Genomic DNA, 16,321 nt, shown 5'->3' on the forward strand with positions numbered 1-16,321 from the left:
CTTATTCCTCCTCATCAATCGTAAAACTCTCCGTCCGACCGTCCTCCGTAATAATTTGTGTTAATTGTTCTTCAACACTTTTTAATTTATCATGGCAAAGTTTGGACAGCTCCATACCTTCTTTATAGAAGATGATCGCTTCTTCTAAAGGTACATCTCCTTCTTCAAGCTTATCCACAATTCGTTCCAATTTAGTCATTGCCTCTTCAAAGGAAATTTTCTTTTCATTCGTCACGTTTTTCGCTCTCCTTCCTATTCTCAACTCTACAGAAAAGACTGCCATCCGTTAATTGAATCTGAACTCGCTCATTCATTTTAACTTGATTAATGCTTTTAATCAGTCTGTTTTCTTCTGAATAAGCTAAACTATATCCACGTTCCATGATTTTCAAGGGGCTCAACGCACCTAAGGTCGAAAGAATCCTTTCAAATTCTGTTTGCTTTTTTGAAAGTACTTGCTGCATGGCACGTTTCATCTCTTTATTGGTTAGGTCTAAACGTTTTTGTGCTTCTCGTAATGCATCGCTCGGATGATTCCTCTGCAAGCGTTTATAAAGAATTTCGTGCTGCCCTTTTTTTATTAAGGACAACCTGGATGTCCCGCGGACCAGCATTTCCGTTAGTTTATCAACCTGCTCCAGCTTTTGTTCATATAATCGATGGGGATAGCGAAAGGCATAGGATTTCTGAACACGAGCTAATCGTTCTTTTTCAAACTGGAATTTCCCCTTCATCGTCCGAAGAAGGCGAGTTTGCCGCTGTAAAACCCTGTCCAATAACTCATCTATATGTGGGACGGCAAGTTCTGCAGCACCAGTTGGGGTCGGAGCGCGTAAATCCGCTACAAAATCAGCAATGGTAAAGTCGGTTTCATGTCCGACGGCTGATATGATCGGGATGTCTGAAGAAAATATCGCTCGGGCAACGAGCTCCTCATTAAAAGCCCACAATTCCTCTATTGATCCCCCGCCGCGTCCAACGATTAGCACATCAATTTCATTCATGCTATTTGCTTTAGCAATAGCCTTAGCAATAGAGGGAGCCGCTTGATCCCCCTGTACAAGGGCAGGAAAAACAAGAATATTAGCGATGGGATACCGTCTTTTAATGGTCGTAATAACATCCCTTAACGCCGCTCCAGTGGGTGAGGTAATCACCCCAACGGTTTTGGGATACAAAGGAATCGCCTTTTTATTTTCTATCGCAAATAATCCTTCTAATTCTAGTCTTTGTTTAAGCTGTTCATAGGCTAAAAACAATTCTCCTATACCATCTGGCCGCATTTCTTTTATATATATTTGATATTGACCACTTGGTTCATAAACAGATATTTCACCTCTAACAATTACTTTCATGCCATTTTCTGGTGTGAATTTCATTGTCCTTGACTGACTCGAAAACATAACCGCAAGAATGCGGGCTTTTTCATCCTTTAAGGTAAAATACATATGACCGCTCGAATGCTGTTTGAAATTTGAAATTTCACCTCTAACATGAACATCCCGTAAATGTGGATCCGCATCAAATTTTCTTTTTATGTATTTGGTTAAAGCATTCACAGATAAATATCTTTGTTCCTGCATAGGTAACTCCTTTTTATTCGACCAATAGTCAAATGAAAACTCTTCGATTAGCGAAAAACTGTCCTTATCTTATATATATTTATAGAAGATAAGGACAATTTCCTACTTAATTGCGGTCTAGGCTTTCTGCAGCTGATTTTAAGGTATTATACATAAGCATGGTAATGGTCATCGGTCCTACTCCCTTTGGAACAGGCGTGATATATCCAGCTTTTTCGCTTACCTCAGCAAAAGCTACATCACCGCAAAGCTTTCCGGCTTCATTACGGTTAATTCCAACATCAATGACGACAGCACCGTCTTTTACATGCTCCGCTGTAATAAAATTCGGAATTCCAGCAGCAGCAATAAGGATATCCGCTTGGTTTGTATGGAACTTTAGGTCCTTAGTTTTAGAATGACAATAGGTTACCGTTGCATGTTGATTTAAAAATAATTGACCGACCGGCTTTCCGACAATATTACTTCTCCCAACCACGACAACATGCTTCCCTGCTATTGAGATACCTGTTTCTTCAAGTAACACCATAATTCCGTACGGCGTACATGGTAAGAAGGCATTCTGCCCTGTCATCATCCTGCCGATATTAATCGGATGAAACCCATCTACATCCTTATTAGGAGAGATCGATTCAATTACTTTTTTTTCGTCAATATGTTTGGGGATTGGCAGCTGAACCAAAATGCCATGAATATGATCGTCCTGATTTAATTCTTCAATTTTTGAAAGTAATTCCTCTTCGGAAACTGCCTCTGGCATTTCAATTAAAACAGAGTTCATCCCAAGTTCTTGGCAGGCTTTTTCTTTATTTGTGACATATGTCCGAGAAGCATGGTTATTTCCAACAAGAATAACTGCTAATCCAGGAGTTACCCCAAGTTTTTTTATTCTGCTAACCTCTTCTGCGATTTCGATTCTTTTTTTTGCCGCAATTTCTTTTCCATCAATAATAGTAGCCGTCATTTTCACTTCTCCTTTTGTTCTTAAGTGCGTTCAATCCATTAATCGTTAAGAAGTTTTTGTTTCACCTTTGATAGAACACCATTAATAAACTTACTTGATTGGTCATCTCCATATATTTTTGCTATTTCGATGGCTTCATCTAAAATAACATTTTCCGGAACTTCATTTCGGAAAAACTTCATTTCGTATGTAGCTATTCTTAATAAATTTCGATCGACCGTTGCCAATCGTTCTATGGACCATTTTTCAAGATTTTCACTGATTAAATTGTCAATTAAGGTTTTTTGTTCGACTACCCCTAGAACAAGTTTAGAAAGGTACTCGTCACCCGCCTCTCCTTCCAATACATGCTCAATCGCTGCTGATGGCTCAGTGTTGCTTATATCGATTTGAAAAAGTGCCTGTAATGCCTTTTCCCTTGCTGTTCTTCTTTTCATTATACAATTAACTCCTTTAGAGATATTAATTAATTTTTGTCTATTTTTCATACATAAATAGTAAATAAGTATTCGAATAGGTTGCACATAAACGATAATAGCATAACTAAAAATGATTCGCACTCTAAGGTTGTTATTTTTCCAATATGTAAGCACTTTTATTTAGGACTTAATTGCAAATAAAGAAAAACCAAAGGAATTTTCTCCTTTGGTTTCCAAGTTTTAGATCTCTGTGTCAATGCTCTCTGGTTCATTCTTATGGTTTTCAAATTGTATCCCAACCACATGAATATTTACTTCTTCAGCATCTAAGGCAGTCATATCCAACAATGCTTGACGAATATTATCCTGCACTTTTCCTGCAACGGAAGGAATGGATACTCCAAACTTCATCATACAATAGACATCTACTTTTATTCCTGACTCTGTTAATTCGACTTTTACGCCCTTACCATGGTTCTTCTTCCCTAAACGCTCAACCACACCTGTAGCAAAATTACCACGCATCGAGGCTACACCTTCCACCTCAGAAGCAGCAATGCCTGCAATAACCTCAATCACTTCAGGAGCAATTTCAATTTTCCCATGTCCGTTATTGCCTTGTTCCATTTCCAAGACACTAAACTCACTCATTAATAACACCTCCAGATATTAAACAGACTTCATCACATCATGCAATTCCAAGAATTTGGTATTAAATCCGCCTTCGACGAACTTTTCATGATCTAGCAGTTTTAAATGGAACGGAATCGTTGTATGGATACCTTCAACAACGAATTCACTCAATGCACGTTTCATTCTTGAAATGGCCTCTTCCCTGCTGTTCCCATATGCGATAACCTTCGCAATCATAGAATCGTAATAAGGCGGAATCGTATACCCTGGATAAGCTGCTGAATCAATACGTATGCCAAACCCGCCAGGTGGAAGGTACATGTTGATTTTCCCTGCAGATGGAAGAAAATTCTTTTCTGGGTTTTCGGCATTAATCCGACATTCGATTGCCCATCCTGTAAAAGTGACATCCTGTTGTTTTAACTTTAACTTTTCTCCAGAAGCCACCCGGATTTGTTCTTTAATTAAATCGATTCCAGTGACCATTTCTGTAACAGGATGCTCCACCTGAATTCTGGTGTTCATTTCCATAAAATAAAACTTTCGATTGCGGTAGTCATATATAAATTCTACCGTTCCCGCACCTGAATAATCAACTGCTTTTGCAGCTTTTACGGCTGCATTTCCCATTTCTTCTCGGATTTCCCCATCTAATGCTGGTGATGGTGATTCTTCAAGAAGCTTTTGCAGCCTTCGCTGGATTGTGCAATCTCTTTCTCCTAAATGAATTGTGTTACCAAAGGAGTCAGCAAGAACCTGAATTTCAACATGACGGAAATCCTCAATATATTTTTCAATGTAAACACCAGGATTTCCAAAGGCTGTCATGGCTTCCTGCTGTGTAATATTAATGCCTTTAGTTAATTCCTGCTCGTTCTTGGCAACGCGAATCCCTTTGCCGCCTCCACCAGCAGTTGCTTTTATGATAACTGGGTATTGGATTTTTTTAACAAGTTCAAGTGCCTCATCGATATCATTTATAATCCCAGTTGAACCAGGGACAATTGGGACCCCGGCTTCACGCATAGTCTCCCTTGCGATATCCTTAGTACCCATTCTTGTAATGGCCTCTGGGCTTGGACCCACAAATGTTATATTGCATTCGCGGCAAAGCTCTGCGAAATCTGCGTTTTCGGCTAAAAAGCCATACCCTGGGTGAATGGCATCACAAGCTGTAAGCTTAGCCACACTAATTAGATTTGTTACATTTAAATAACTGTCTTTTGATGAAGTAGGGCCAATGCAATAGGCTTCATCTGCGAGCTGTACATGTAATGCTTCACGATCCGCTTCCGAGTAAACGGCAACAGATTCAATTCCCATTTCCCTGCACGCTCGAATAATTCTAACTGCAATTTCTCCTCTGTTTGCAATTAACAGTTTTTTAATCATCCTGTTATCGCTCCTTATTCAGGCTTTACTAAAAATAAAGGCTGTCCGTATTCTACTAATTGTCCATTTTTAGCAAGTATTTCAACAATTTCGCCGTTAATTTCAGCTTCAATTTCATTAAATAATTTCATAGCTTCCACAATACATACAATCGAATCTGTTGTTACATTTGAACCCAGTTTAACATATGCGTCAGTGTCTGGAGTCGGTGAAGCATAAAAAGTCCCTACCATTGGAGAAACAATTTTATGAAGATTGGATGTATCAGCTTGCTTTACAGTCTCTTCTTTTTGAACTTCCTGGTTTACTTCCTGAACAGGAACGGAAGGTGTTGCTGTAGATAAGACTGGTTGTGCTGGTGATACAAATTGAGTTTCTTGTGGAGCCGGACTTACTTGTGAAACATATGTAACTGCACCATTTTTTTTCATTTTAATTTTTGAACCTTCGTTTTCATATACAAATTCATCAATACTTGATTGGTCCACTAATTTAATCAATTCGCGAATTTCTTGTACTTTTAACATTGAGTTACACCCCTCGTACTACAAAATTATGACTAACTACTATAACTATACGATAATACCTAGTGAAAGTTCAATGATGGAAATTATCTCCAATGAAATCCCCCTCTCACATACTTCCTCTCTTATCATAATATTTTTATTAACAAAAGGGAACTTTTACAGTTGGCTGTCATTCAACATATTATTTTAACCTATTTCTTGGTTATCAAACCAAAAAGGAAAGTCTATATAGGGTTTTTAACTAGTTTGTTGATTTGCGCTCCAGGTGCTTCGCTTTCCGCGGGCGTGCCGGGGAGCCTCCCCGCGGAAAGCGAGTGCCCGGAGCGGAAATTAACAGGCCATTTATCAGGGGCAATCAATTAATAAAAATCGGGATTTTAGATTCAGACAAAATAAAAAATTGCCGAGAAAATGTCCCTTTCTCGACAATCTGAAGGAAAGTCGTTGACTTTCCTTTTTGGTTACATTTATTTTGTTGGTTGGAATTCTACTGCTACATAATTGGTTTCGCCAATTTCTTTTTTCACCTGTAAGATGATTTTATTGGCCTCAGTTGCTGAAGGTTTCTTCTTAGATTTAACTGTGACTCTCACTTTTTCACCATCTGCTCTTACTAATGCATCTTCATAGCCCATTGTTTTAATTAACGTTTCAAGAATTTCTTCTTTTTTGGCCGTTTGATTCAATTGGTCCATTTGATCTTTTACTTTACTTCGCTCAACCGCAGGAATATCTGTGGAGGCAAGCTCCGTCGTTAAATCCTCTCGCTGTTCGCTCCTTAGGTCATCGAGCTTCATACGTAATTCTTCAAACGCTTCATCACCTGCAACAGTTGATACAATTGTTTTATCATCCTTAGCTTCCGTTTTTGTTTTACCCTGATTTTGATCTTTCGCTTTTTGCGAAACAGCAGCTAGATCATTACTCTTCTGTTCCGGAGAGGTAATGTAATAAACAGATAATACAACTACTAAACTTAACATCGTTAATAACCAAACTGTTTGTTTTTTCAATAGCATAGGAAAACACCCCTTTTATTTTTTAGGCATGACTGCAACTCGGTGACTTGGTACATCTAAAGCGCGCGTAACTGCGTCTACAATCCACTTTTTCACTTGTATATTCTCTGCGCCTTTCGCAACCACTAGGACACCGCGAATTTCAGGTTTTTTCGTTTCTACTACAATCGGAACCTCTTTTTCACCCTCACGGATAATCACTAGTTGTTCATCAATTGAGGCTTCCTCAACTTTCCGTTCCCCACCTTCTCGATCTGTTTCTTCAGTCGTTTGTGATTTGGAAACCCTATTTTTTTCAAGCACTTTCTTATCAGTGGAATCAATATTGACAATAACTGTAACATCTTTAACCCCTAGCATTTCCTGAAGGGCCTTCTTAAGCTGATTTTCATATTTTTCTTCATATTTATCCAATGCCTTATTGCTTGAGCCCTTATTTAGACCAAATGCCGGTACATCTTCGGAATCTACTTTTTCACTCGTCGCAACAGGTGTATCAGCTGAGTTCGAATTTGTTTTAAATACAATATTGCCAACAAGCATAAACGCTGCACCGATACATAGAACAACAAGCATATACTGGTATTTCCCTGGTTTCTTGTCAGATTTACCTTCTATTTTGAGCACCTTTTTAAGCCATGAAAATGGTCCTTGGTTGTTATTCATTTTGGTTATTAATCCCCCCTTCAATCGAAACTTCAACTGTTTTTTCGGTCACATTCCATTTTTGCGAAAGAAAAGCGGCAATTTTTTCAGCTTCTTCTGTTGAGCTTTTAGATGGAAGAGGTGTTTCTGTGTTAATTTCGACTTGTTTGATCGCTTCGACTGTCTTCACTTCATTTTCTGGTTGCTTCAGAAGAACCATAACCTTTTGGAGGTTGTCTGGGAATGCTTGGTCGCTTTCTTCATTTGTAGCTAGATCAATTTTTGCTATCTCCAATCCGTATTGTTCCATCAACTCCTCTTTCACGTCCTTTTTCAGTTGGACAGCCATTTCTTCTAAAATATATGCATGTTGTTGGGCTTGTATTTCTTTTTTCTTTAAATCTATTGAATTTTTCATATTTTTTTCTCCAGGAGCTTGATATGAAGGGATCGAACCCATTGCTGATTCAAAATCCTTGGAAATCAATTTAAATATTGGGGTAAGAATAATGGCAATTAAAAGGAGTCCTGTAACCATTTTTGTGTACTTTTGCATACTTGAATTGGGGAGGAGCATATCAATTACCGTGGCTAACAAGATAAAGAGAATAATATTCGTTACCCACTCTATTAAAAATTCCATATGAATCCCCCCTATCTCATCATCATCGTCAGGTTTCCTGCCGCAACTATAACTGTTATACATAAAAAGAACATCAGTGAAACGATTCCTAAAGCTGCAAAGACATAAATGACACTCTTGCTAATAATATCCAAGCAGGTAATGATTGGCCCGCCGCCTAATGGCTGCAAGATAGCGGCAGCGAATTTATAGATAAAGGCAATCATTAAGATTTTAATAGCTGGGAAGGCTACAATGATAAGCAGGATACCAACACCAGCAATGCCTACTGTATTTTTTAATAGGACAGATGCACTAACCACCGTATCTGTAGCATCTGTAAACATCCGGCCGATTACAGGTATAAAGTTCCCGGTTACAAATTTCGCTGTCCTAATCGTAACACCATCTGTTACAGCTGCTGATGCTCCCTGTACTGATATAACACCTAGAAACACCGTCAAGAAGAGTCCCATTAACCCAATGCTCCAGTTTCTTAGCAGGGCAGCTAATTGTGACACTTTATACTGTTCTGACATCGTGCTTACAATACTCAATAAGGTGGCTAGAAACAGGAGAGGCAGGATAATATACTGCATGAATAAACCGCTTATATTCATTAAAAACAAGATCACCGGATGAAAGAAAGCTGCTGATATAAGACCGCCAGAGGCTGCAATTAATGCGAGTAACAGTGGAACAAGTGCTAGCACAAAGGAGATCATCGATCCGATTGCTTCATTTGTATAACTGATGGCGACATGGAAACTATTCAGGGCAATTATGACTAAGACCATATAAACGATTGAATATGCAACCTTGCTAATCGCGCTTTTCTCGAAGGCATTCTGCATCGATTGAAGGAACATACTAAAGATGGTTAGCATGATCAATGACCCCAGTAATTTCCCGTTAGAAACAAACTCTTGAAAGGCAAACTTTACTATTCCCAGCCCCCATTGTTTAAAAGAGAATTTCTTCTCGCCGCTAACAAAGTCATACAAGCTCCCCTTCTGGCTTTCGGGAAGGAATCCCCCGTATTTATAGGTAATGTCCTCCCAAAATTGTTTGAGTTCTGTAATATCAAGGGATTTAAGCTGGGCATCAACTAACTCCTGCGGTGAAAGAGGGATTGGGTCTTTAGTCTCGTCGGCAGCTTGTACACCTGTAAAGGATAAAAAAAAGAATACAAGAACTATAATAGGAATAAACTGCAATCGCTGCTTCAATTCTATCTACACCTCTTTTTCAGGTTTGTCATCAACTAGGAATAAGTTTGATTATCGTTTCAATCAAAACAGTTAGAATTGGAATCGCCATAGCAAGGATAATAATTTTTCCAGCTAATTCAATTTTAGAAGAGAGTGCTCCCTGACCAGCATCCTTTGTAATCTGGGCGGCAAATTCTGCAATATAAGCAATTCCAATGATTTTTAAAATCGTTTCGATATAAACCATATTCACTTTTGCATTCACTGCCAGTTTCTCAAGCATATGAATGATTTCATAAATTTTACCCACCAAAAAAAGGAAAATGACACAGCCTACAAAGACAACTAAGAGGAATGCAAAATTTGGCTTTTGTTCTTTCACAATTAAAGCTAGAAAGGTTGCTACAAGAGCTATGCCAACTATTTTTATGATTTCAATCTTAGGGCCCCCCCTTCTATTGATATAAAAATACAGATTTAATTTTTTGGAAGAGATCATCCACAATGGATGCTACCTGAAATAATATATAGATAAACCCAAACAACGTTACCCACTGTGCGTATTCTTTTTTCCCCACCTGGTCAAGAACGGTATGCAAAAAGGCAACAACTATTCCCACACCTGCAATTTTAAAAATAATATCCACTTCTAACCCCATTGCATTTCCCCCTAAAATAATAAAATAATCAGTAATAATCCTGATAAGAATCCGAGACTCTTGATCATTTTTTCGTATGTTGCTTGGGCTTGAATTGCATCCGCCTCTTCTCTTTCAAGATGTGTTAGTGTCAGCATGATATGTTTTTGCTGGGACATACGATCATGTCGACCCAGGGTCTCCCCAAATTGCTTCATAATTTCAAATTCTCCCTGCTTTAATGCTGTAGAATTCCATATTTCTCTTAAACTCGTTTCCCAAGCGTCTCTTACCGTTGTTTCGGTGTCCGTTAATTTCTTGGAAAAGGACTCAAAAAAGATTGAAAGCGGCTTTGAAAGCTGTTCTGCTAACCTTCTGGCTGCTTCATGTAATGGCGTATGACCGTACATTATTTCTGCTTCAAGTGATTGTAGTGCAGTCCTTAATGCCCTGAGCTGCCTTGGTCGCTCACTAAAACGTCTGGAAATCTCAAATCCGATCCATGTTGTTGCGACAATTATGAAAACAGCACCTATAAGCTTAATCATTTATGTCACTCTCACTTTTTGATTCATTTCTTTACCATTTCCATCTAAAATATGAGTAATAGTTCCCGGTCCTGATGCCCTGCTAAGGACAACAAAACGTTGAAAAATTTTTTGATCAAGAATCGTCCGTAAAGATGGTCTATTTCTAACTTCTTCAATGCTCGTCCCATGAGTGGTCATCATTAACTTTATTCCCGCATGAACAGCCTCTTGGATGGCTTCAGCATCTTCTTTCCGGCCTATTTCATCAACAACCAGAATATCTGGACTCATCGAGCGAATCATCATCATCATTCCTTCAGCTTTCGGACAGGCATCTAGCACATCCAAACGGTCACCAAAGGTCAATTGCGGTATCCCATTAACACATCCAGCAATTTCACTTCGTTCATCTACAATCCCTACCTTATTTGCCTGTATGCCCCTTGCTAAGTAACCTGAGGATGCAATTCTTGCAATATCACGCAGTAATGTTGTTTTTCCAGTTTGGGGCGGACCAATCACCATCGTATGCATCCAATTTCCTTGATAGATATATGGGATAATAGGTTCAGCTATCCCTACCTTTTCCCTAGCTATCCGAATATTAAAAGAGGAAATGTCCCTGATCGCCTTGACCTTTCCACCCTCAAGAATCACCTTACCAGCCAGCCCAATCCGATGGCCCCCGGAAACAGTTATAAATCCTTGCTTAAGTTCCTCTTCGAGGGTATAGATGGAGAAATGACTTATTTTATTCATTAGGTGAAACGCATCATCAGGCTGGACATTATACGGTAAAAACCTGGGTGCGCCTTTCATTGTCATTTCAATCGGTCGGTTAATTCGTATGCGGATTTCTTCCAGTTCTTCTTTTTGGTTAGGAGGGATTTTGCTGATTAGGTCGGCTATATTTTTTGGTAAAAAGTTTAGGATTGTTTCCACGTGTGCAACCTCCTCATATTTGCCTTTCTCATTATTTAAAATGTATGCCTGCTTGGTCACATTATGACTTTCAAAACTGTCATTTCTTTTCTATTTTCTGAGATGAATGCTAGAACAAAAATAAGATAAGTAGAAAGGGATAAATTTTAATATCGGAACATTTTTGGCGGTCAGTCGTATTTTAAAGAAAGAATAAACATATAGGGGGAGAGGGAAGTGTACAATTACCATCCGTTAAATCGAAATGGATTACCTCACAAGGACTATTTAATAAAAGTGTCTGGTGAAGGAGAAATGGCAATCCAACCTGACTCCGCTTCGGTAAACCTAGGAATAATAACGGAAAGCAAGCAGGTAATAACCGCCCAGAAGCAGAATTCTCTTGAAGTAACAAAGGTAATCGACTCTCTTATTTCACTGGGAATTACCAAAAATAATATACAAACCTTCGATTATCGAATTGAGTCAGATTACGATTATGACCAAGGGAAACAAATATTTCGTGGTTATAAAATAACCCATATCCTGCAGGTAAAAATAGAGGACTTATCAATCGTTGGCAAGGTCGTGGATACCGCTGTTCAAAACGGTGTGAACTATGTCTCTAACGTCCAATTTACAGTGAAAAACAAAGAGTCTTTTTATAAACAGGTCTTAGGTATGGCAGTAAATAATGCAATTGAAAAGGCTAAAACCATTGCAGGGACATTAAATGTATCGTTAATCCCCACACCGAGGTTAATTATCGAAGGAGGCAGAACGGTCCAGCCTGTTTTTAACCAGCCTGGAGCTTTCGTGAAAGGAGCTGCCTCCACACAAATTGAACCAGGACAAATAACAGTCAAGGCTGATGTGATCGCAGAATTTCACTTTAAACCACTTTAGAAAAAAGGATTGAACCTTATGATCAGGTTCAATCCTTTTTTGTGAATTTAATTGTCATATTTCTTCGCCCAATTATATAATTGCATTTCTGTAACTGGACCGTTAAAATGTTCTCTAATAATTCCTTGTTTATCAATCACAAAGGTTTCAGGCTGCCCTGTCACATTATACATTTTAGAAACCCTTGCATTATAATCAAATAAATAGTTCATTCCGGCTTTATTTTTCTCCGTTACTTTATTAATCTTATCCATTGTCTCGCCGCGATTAATCATAAGAAAATGATATTGATCACCATATTCTTTTTGGAAGGATTCTAGCTCTGGTAACTCCTCTTTACATGGAGCACACCAACTGGCAAAATAGTTCAGAATAACCACTTCCCCCTTAAAATCGGAGAGCTTGGTTGTACTTCCATCCAAATTTGGCAAAGAAAAATTATATGCCTGATCACCAACATCTGTATGTTCACCTTTTGTAACTAAACTATAACCAAAGAAACCAAACATACCAACAATAAGAATCAATACGAGTAATTTGATGACCCGCTTGTTCATCGTATTTCCTCCTAACACCAATAAGGTTCTATGCAAAAGGCCTGTTTATGCTTCACAGGCCTAATTATTACTACTAGTTATTTTTCTAGTTGTTTTAAGAATTCAATTTCATTCTTAAGCTTTGAGTGTCTTTTACCGAGTATTAACATATATCCAAAAATAACAACCCATGCAACAGAATAGGCACCATACATAAATTCAAAACCCATGATAAATTCCTCCTATTTTTCCAATTCTTCTCTTAATTTTTCTTTATAGCGCTCTACTTTAATTTTCATATTTTCAAAAGAAACACCTTTATGAAGAAGGTATGAATATAGAATGGTAAATGCTGCAAGTGAAACAAACAACGCCACTAGCATAGAACTCTCAATACCTCCACCTTTTTGGGAAGGTCCCTCACCAAACACGATTGGGTGAAACTTTGTTTGCCACCAACGAATCGCGAAAAATACAATTGGAACATCAGCAAACCCGATAATTCCAAATACAGCAGCAAGTCTGGCTTTTTTATCCCATACTCCATCCATTTGACGAATCATAATGTAGGCTATATAGATAAAGAAAAGAATTAACGTTGTAATTAACCGCGGCTCCCAAACCCACCAAGTATTCCATGATGATTTTGCCCAAATTGGTCCAGTTGTTAAGACAATGATCGTAAAGACCACACCAATTTCTGCAGAAATATAAGCATAGGTGTCAAATATTCTTTTCCGCTTGACTAAGAATAAAATACTGAAGACAAATGTCACAAAAAATGCCATGAACGCCAGCCATGCTGAGCTAACATGAAAGTAAAAGATTTTTTGGGCTGCTCCCATCGTTACTTCTTCAGCAGAAAAGATAAAGATAAAATAAAGGGCGACCAACATGGAAATAATTGTAGCACCAAACAAAATCTTTGATAGATCTGGGCTCTTCTTAACAGTTAATTGAGATCCAGTAAGTACCGCTTTCTCTCGTTCGAGATTCATACTCATCACTTAAACCTCCAGCACATAATCAATTAATAAGAAACAAACAACAAAGAAGATAACATCGTACGCAGTGACCAACTGAATCCAAGCGACTGCACTTGAAAATTTATCCATATTTGTTAAGATGATTCGAGTGGCTTGAACAACACCGATTAGGATTGGCGTTGTAATTGGAAACAGCAATAGTGGAAGCAGCATCTCACTGCTTTTGGAATTGGCTGCCAATGCCGCCAAGAATGTTCCAATGGCGATAAATCCAAAACTGCCTAAGAATATAACTAAGATAAAATAAGGAGTGCTCCCAAAAAATTTGAAATCAAATAACAAAAATAAAAACGGGATGGAAACCAGTTCTACGATCAACATCATCGCAAAATTGGCTAAAAACTTTCCTAAATAAATGCTCGCTGCCTCCATTGGTGCAGCCAATAATCCTTGCATCGTATCATTTCTCTGCTCGGATATAAATGATCTGTTAAGACCTAAAATTCCAGCAAAGACGATAATGACCCAAATGACTCCTGGTATAACTGTTTTTGTTGTATTATTGGCAGGGTCAAAGGCGAAGCTGAAAACAACAATCACCAGACCAGCGAAAATAATTTGGGTCACCATAATTTGTTTTGTTTTTAATTCGGAATATAAATCCTTTTTTGCTAGTAAGAGGGCTGTTCGAAAAAGGTTCATGATACTCCCTCCACTAATTGCTCATATTTTTCAGAAACAAAACCTAAGTTTTGATTTTCAATCCTAAAATCATCGACAATCTTGCCATTTTTTATAATGATAATTCTGTCACAGATTTCAGCTGCTTGTTTGAAATCATGCGTAACCATTAAGGTAGTGGTGCCTTTTGCTTTCATGGAAAGAATAACGTTATTAAGTATGGTAATCGCTCCTTGGTCTAATCCTGTGTGCGGTTCGTCCAAAAGGAGAATTTCCGGTTCATGAACAATCGCTCGTGCAATCGCAATCCGTTGAATCATTCCACGGGAGAAATTCTTTACCGGTTCATTTAAAAAGAATGACAAACCTACTTCTTTGACCAGTGCAATCGCTCGTTGTTCAACATTTTTAACATCATAGATATCCCCAAAGAACACAATATTTTCCAATGGGGTGTAATGATCATAAAGCAAACTGGAATGGGGTAAATAACCCATTATTTTTTTTATTTCGATATGATTTTTTTTCAAATCCATCTTATTAACCAATATAGACCCCGATGTAGGTTTGATTAAGGTTGCGAGTACTTTTAGAAGCGTACTTTTTCCGGCACCATTTGGTCCAAGGATGGCAACTGTTTCTCCTTTTTTGATTGAGAGGTCTACACCACTTAGAATTCGCTTATTATCCGCTTGCTTTGTTAGGCTTTTTATTTCTATCATTTGCAGTCTCTCCCATCCAAGCTACTACTCTACAAAATTACGTAAGTTTAATTTTACTTGGACAAGATGCTGTTTATAAGCTTCTAGCTTTGCATGATATTCATCCTCTGAAAGCTTTCCATCTCCGAAGGATTCTTCCAATTCAATGATCTTATCCATTATGGCTTTTTGCTTTGCCATTAAAAGTTTAAATGCCTTCTCTTCTTTATCTGCTCCAAGTCTTTCCTCTTCCAGCTTTGCGTTCCTTCTGAAATAGATATAATAGGAGATTCCAGCAATGACAATAGCTCCTATAATAATTAAAAAGACGTGTGGATCAAAGCGGTGTAGAGGGGACTGTGCCCATATTCTTAGATGACCTGGATTATGGAAAGCTGGCGCCGTGTGTGTAACCGAACTATTACTTTTATTAGTTGTTTTCGACTTTTTTGTCTCATTCGCTGCAGGCTGTACATCTGGCTTATAAACAAGTGTAAACGAATGGTTAGCTTTAATCCCTTCGATACTGTATCCAAAATAATTTTCGTCATCGAATTTGAAACTGCCTTGACTAGTTGCAACCGCACCCTTAACTTCAATACTCCCTCTTCCTTCTGGAACGAGAATTTGCATCATTTGTACGTTGTAGTCAGCTTTTAAATTAATTTCTTTTCCCTTTGCTATTCGATAACTGTAAGGCAACACCATCGTTTGATTTCCTGGAATTGGCGTGGTTGTAATGAATCCTTTGTCAACCTCTTTAAAGGCAATTTTATTGTCTAAAAAGTTGAGATCCTCTGTACCTTCGGGAAGGGTTACATTTAAAACCGCTTCACTTTTACCGTCACCTTTATATTCTTCAGCTGAGGTATTAGTATAATTAACCATATTCATCATATTCGTTGAGCCATCTTCTGCCGGGCTGACAACGATATAATGCATATCAATCGAAAGCTTTGAATCAGAAGCTGCTAATCCATGAAATGGAATGAATAGCATCAGTCCGAGGAAGAAAACCGTGATTTTTTTGATCACTTTCCTTCCCCCTTTTTATTCTTATAAGTTTTCATTTGAGCTTCAATTTCTTTTTCAACTTCATCCATTAAATCTTTATCGATGTTTGTATCCTTCAACTGTTCTTCTTCCTTCATAATGCCGGCAACTTCTGTTTCGTATTGCTTTTTTAAAACTTTATAATCAGCGTGTGAGATTTTATCCATCTTGTACTCAAATTCTATTTCATTAAGTGTTGTTAATAGTGCTTCTTTCGAGGCGCCGATATCCTGACCCGTTGAACTAATATGTAAATAAGCATCCCACTTAAATAACGGTGATAATATTAGAAACAGACAAGCTAGCGCAAATATGGTGGTAAAAATCATCGAGATGACTGTGATATCTTGCATT

23 protein-coding genes are annotated in these 16,321 nt (G+C 38.1%); 1 reads left to right on the plus strand and 22 read right to left on the minus strand.

Annotated features, from left to right (window positions below):
- Position 1 precedes the first annotated feature (1 nt).
- The 15 genes from AB7942_RS06645 to spoIIIAA form a co-directional block, all read right to left on the minus strand.
- Positions 2 to 235 carry an exodeoxyribonuclease VII small subunit gene (locus tag AB7942_RS06645; RefSeq protein ID WP_088088916.1) on the minus strand — a complete coding sequence of 78 codons (234 nt, stop codon included), beginning with the start codon at positions 233 to 235 and terminating at the stop codon, positions 2 to 4.
- Positions 225 to 1,583 carry an exodeoxyribonuclease VII large subunit gene (gene xseA / locus AB7942_RS06650; protein WP_369446259.1) on the minus strand — a complete coding sequence of 453 codons (1,359 nt, stop codon included), beginning with the start codon at positions 1,581 to 1,583 and terminating at the stop codon, positions 225 to 227. The genes AB7942_RS06645 and xseA overlap by 11 nt, the downstream gene beginning before the upstream one ends.
- A gap of 106 nt (positions 1,584 to 1,689) precedes the next feature.
- On the minus strand, positions 1,690 to 2,547 hold the full coding sequence (gene folD, locus AB7942_RS06655; RefSeq protein ID WP_369446260.1) for a bifunctional methylenetetrahydrofolate dehydrogenase/methenyltetrahydrofolate cyclohydrolase FolD: 858 nt from the start codon (positions 2,545 to 2,547) through the stop codon (positions 1,690 to 1,692).
- A gap of 38 nt (positions 2,548 to 2,585) precedes the next feature.
- The gene (gene nusB / locus AB7942_RS06660) at positions 2,586 to 2,984 is read right to left on the minus strand and encodes a transcription antitermination factor NusB (RefSeq protein ID WP_088088919.1); all 399 of its coding nucleotides are present in this window, start codon (positions 2,982 to 2,984) and stop codon (positions 2,586 to 2,588) included.
- A gap of 222 nt (positions 2,985 to 3,206) precedes the next feature.
- Positions 3,207 to 3,617: an Asp23/Gls24 family envelope stress response protein gene (locus AB7942_RS06665; protein WP_369446261.1), complete on the minus strand. Its 411-nt coding sequence runs from the start codon at positions 3,615 to 3,617 to the stop codon at positions 3,207 to 3,209.
- Between the two features lie 18 nt (positions 3,618 to 3,635).
- Positions 3,636 to 4,991, minus strand: a complete 1,356-nt coding sequence (accC, locus tag AB7942_RS06670; RefSeq protein WP_369446262.1) for an acetyl-CoA carboxylase biotin carboxylase subunit — start codon at positions 4,989 to 4,991, stop codon at positions 3,636 to 3,638.
- Positions 4,992 to 5,005: 14 nt separating this feature from the next.
- On the minus strand, positions 5,006 to 5,518 hold the full coding sequence (gene accB / locus AB7942_RS06675) for an acetyl-CoA carboxylase biotin carboxyl carrier protein (RefSeq protein ID WP_215018758.1): 513 nt from the start codon (positions 5,516 to 5,518) through the stop codon (positions 5,006 to 5,008).
- 467 nt (positions 5,519 to 5,985) lie between these two features.
- Positions 5,986 to 6,537 (minus strand): SpoIIIAH-like family protein, encoded by a 552-nt coding sequence (locus AB7942_RS06680; protein ID WP_335401622.1) that lies wholly within the window; start codon positions 6,535 to 6,537, stop codon positions 5,986 to 5,988.
- 15 nt (positions 6,538 to 6,552) lie between these two features.
- On the minus strand, positions 6,553 to 7,203 hold the full coding sequence (gene spoIIIAG / locus AB7942_RS06685) for a stage III sporulation protein AG (protein ID WP_369446263.1): 651 nt from the start codon (positions 7,201 to 7,203) through the stop codon (positions 6,553 to 6,555).
- On the minus strand, positions 7,196 to 7,825 hold the full coding sequence (gene spoIIIAF, locus AB7942_RS06690; protein WP_214713119.1) for a stage III sporulation protein AF: 630 nt from the start codon (positions 7,823 to 7,825) through the stop codon (positions 7,196 to 7,198). The genes spoIIIAG and spoIIIAF overlap by 8 nt, the downstream gene beginning before the upstream one ends.
- A gap of 11 nt (positions 7,826 to 7,836) precedes the next feature.
- Positions 7,837 to 9,033 carry a stage III sporulation protein AE gene (gene spoIIIAE / locus AB7942_RS06695; RefSeq protein WP_369446264.1) on the minus strand — a complete coding sequence of 399 codons (1,197 nt, stop codon included), beginning with the start codon at positions 9,031 to 9,033 and terminating at the stop codon, positions 7,837 to 7,839.
- Positions 9,034 to 9,064: 31 nt separating this feature from the next.
- On the minus strand, positions 9,065 to 9,514 hold the full coding sequence (gene spoIIIAD / locus AB7942_RS06700; protein WP_369446438.1) for a stage III sporulation protein AD: 450 nt from the start codon (positions 9,512 to 9,514) through the stop codon (positions 9,065 to 9,067).
- A complete protein-coding gene (spoIIIAC, locus tag AB7942_RS06705) occupies positions 9,471 to 9,674 on the minus strand; it encodes a stage III sporulation protein AC (RefSeq protein WP_066060661.1) in 204 nt (67 codons plus the stop codon). The genes spoIIIAD and spoIIIAC overlap by 44 nt, the downstream gene beginning before the upstream one ends.
- Positions 9,675 to 9,685: 11 nt before the next feature.
- Positions 9,686 to 10,201, minus strand: a complete 516-nt coding sequence (spoIIIAB, locus tag AB7942_RS06710; RefSeq protein WP_088088928.1) for a stage III sporulation protein SpoIIIAB — start codon at positions 10,199 to 10,201, stop codon at positions 9,686 to 9,688.
- The gene (spoIIIAA, locus tag AB7942_RS06715) at positions 10,202 to 11,125 is read right to left on the minus strand and encodes a stage III sporulation protein AA (RefSeq protein WP_369446265.1); all 924 of its coding nucleotides are present in this window, start codon (positions 11,123 to 11,125) and stop codon (positions 10,202 to 10,204) included.
- Between the two features lie 216 nt (positions 11,126 to 11,341).
- Here spoIIIAA and AB7942_RS06720 point away from each other — a divergent pair, with 216 nt between their 5' ends.
- A complete protein-coding gene (locus tag AB7942_RS06720) occupies positions 11,342 to 12,010 on the plus strand; it encodes an SIMPL domain-containing protein (protein ID WP_369446266.1) in 669 nt (222 codons plus the stop codon).
- 47 nt (positions 12,011 to 12,057) lie between these two features.
- On the opposite strand, the gene AB7942_RS06725 is transcribed toward AB7942_RS06720, so the two are convergent.
- The 7 genes from AB7942_RS06725 to AB7942_RS06755 form a co-directional block, all read right to left on the minus strand.
- Positions 12,058 to 12,567: a TlpA family protein disulfide reductase gene (locus AB7942_RS06725; protein ID WP_369446267.1), complete on the minus strand. Its 510-nt coding sequence runs from the start codon at positions 12,565 to 12,567 to the stop codon at positions 12,058 to 12,060.
- A gap of 77 nt (positions 12,568 to 12,644) precedes the next feature.
- Positions 12,645 to 12,776 (minus strand): CcmD family protein, encoded by a 132-nt coding sequence (locus AB7942_RS06730; RefSeq protein ID WP_369446268.1) that lies wholly within the window; start codon positions 12,774 to 12,776, stop codon positions 12,645 to 12,647.
- Positions 12,777 to 12,788: 12 nt separating this feature from the next.
- A complete protein-coding gene (locus AB7942_RS06735; RefSeq protein ID WP_369446269.1) occupies positions 12,789 to 13,550 on the minus strand; it encodes a cytochrome c biogenesis protein in 762 nt (253 codons plus the stop codon).
- A 3-nt stretch (positions 13,551 to 13,553) separates the two neighbouring features.
- Positions 13,554 to 14,234, minus strand: coding sequence for a heme exporter protein CcmB (locus tag AB7942_RS06740; RefSeq protein WP_369446270.1), 681 nt, complete (start codon positions 14,232 to 14,234; stop codon positions 13,554 to 13,556).
- On the minus strand, positions 14,231 to 14,935 hold the full coding sequence (locus AB7942_RS06745) for an ABC transporter ATP-binding protein (RefSeq protein ID WP_369446271.1): 705 nt from the start codon (positions 14,933 to 14,935) through the stop codon (positions 14,231 to 14,233). The genes AB7942_RS06740 and AB7942_RS06745 overlap by 4 nt, the downstream gene beginning before the upstream one ends.
- A gap of 24 nt (positions 14,936 to 14,959) precedes the next feature.
- Positions 14,960 to 15,949: a hypothetical protein gene (locus AB7942_RS06750; RefSeq protein ID WP_369446272.1), complete on the minus strand. Its 990-nt coding sequence runs from the start codon at positions 15,947 to 15,949 to the stop codon at positions 14,960 to 14,962.
- Positions 15,946 to 16,320, minus strand: coding sequence for a hypothetical protein (locus tag AB7942_RS06755; protein ID WP_369446273.1), 375 nt, complete (start codon positions 16,318 to 16,320; stop codon positions 15,946 to 15,948). Before AB7942_RS06755 ends, AB7942_RS06750 begins: the two co-directional genes overlap by 4 nt.
- Between the last annotated feature and the right edge of the window lies 1 nt (position 16,321).

It is taken from the genome of Neobacillus sp. BF23-41 (assembly GCF_041106275.1).

Excerpts from the sequence above, each read along its gene's own strand:
- xseA (WP_369446259.1), bottom strand. The coding sequence starts at position 1,583 with ATGCAGGAACAAAGATATTTATCTGTGAATGCTTTAACCAAATACATA.
- folD (WP_369446260.1), bottom strand. The coding sequence starts at position 2,547 with ATGACGGCTACTATTATTGATGGAAAAGAAATTGCGGCAAAAAAAAGA.
- nusB (WP_088088919.1), bottom strand. The coding sequence starts at position 2,984 with ATGAAAAGAAGAACAGCAAGGGAAAAGGCATTACAGGCACTTTTTCAA.
- AB7942_RS06665 (WP_369446261.1), bottom strand. The coding sequence starts at position 3,617 with ATGAGTGAGTTTAGTGTCTTGGAAATGGAACAAGGCAATAACGGACAT.
- accC (WP_369446262.1), bottom strand. The coding sequence starts at position 4,991 with ATGATTAAAAAACTGTTAATTGCAAACAGAGGAGAAATTGCAGTTAGA.
- accB (WP_215018758.1), bottom strand. The coding sequence starts at position 5,518 with ATGTTAAAAGTACAAGAAATTCGCGAATTGATTAAATTAGTGGACCAA.
- AB7942_RS06680 (WP_335401622.1), bottom strand. The coding sequence starts at position 6,537 with ATGCTATTGAAAAAACAAACAGTTTGGTTATTAACGATGTTAAGTTTA.
- spoIIIAG (WP_369446263.1), bottom strand. The coding sequence starts at position 7,203 with ATGAATAACAACCAAGGACCATTTTCATGGCTTAAAAAGGTGCTCAAA.
- spoIIIAF (WP_214713119.1), bottom strand. The coding sequence starts at position 7,825 with ATGGAATTTTTAATAGAGTGGGTAACGAATATTATTCTCTTTATCTTG.
- spoIIIAD (WP_369446438.1), bottom strand. The coding sequence starts at position 9,514 with ATGATCTCTTCCAAAAAATTAAATCTGTATTTTTATATCAATAGAAGG.
- spoIIIAC (WP_066060661.1), bottom strand. The coding sequence starts at position 9,674 with ATGGGGTTAGAAGTGGATATTATTTTTAAAATTGCAGGTGTGGGAATA.
- spoIIIAB (WP_088088928.1), bottom strand. The coding sequence starts at position 10,201 with ATGATTAAGCTTATAGGTGCTGTTTTCATAATTGTCGCAACAACATGG.
- AB7942_RS06725 (WP_369446267.1), bottom strand. The coding sequence starts at position 12,567 with ATGAACAAGCGGGTCATCAAATTACTCGTATTGATTCTTATTGTTGGT.
- AB7942_RS06730 (WP_369446268.1), bottom strand. The coding sequence starts at position 12,776 with ATGGGTTTTGAATTTATGTATGGTGCCTATTCTGTTGCATGGGTTGTT.
- AB7942_RS06735 (WP_369446269.1), bottom strand. The coding sequence starts at position 13,550 with ATGAGTATGAATCTCGAACGAGAGAAAGCGGTACTTACTGGATCTCAA.
- AB7942_RS06740 (WP_369446270.1), bottom strand. The coding sequence starts at position 14,234 with ATGAACCTTTTTCGAACAGCCCTCTTACTAGCAAAAAAGGATTTATAT.
- AB7942_RS06745 (WP_369446271.1), bottom strand. The coding sequence starts at position 14,935 with ATGATAGAAATAAAAAGCCTAACAAAGCAAGCGGATAATAAGCGAATT.
- AB7942_RS06755 (WP_369446273.1), bottom strand. The coding sequence starts at position 16,320 with ATGCAAGATATCACAGTCATCTCGATGATTTTTACCACCATATTTGCG.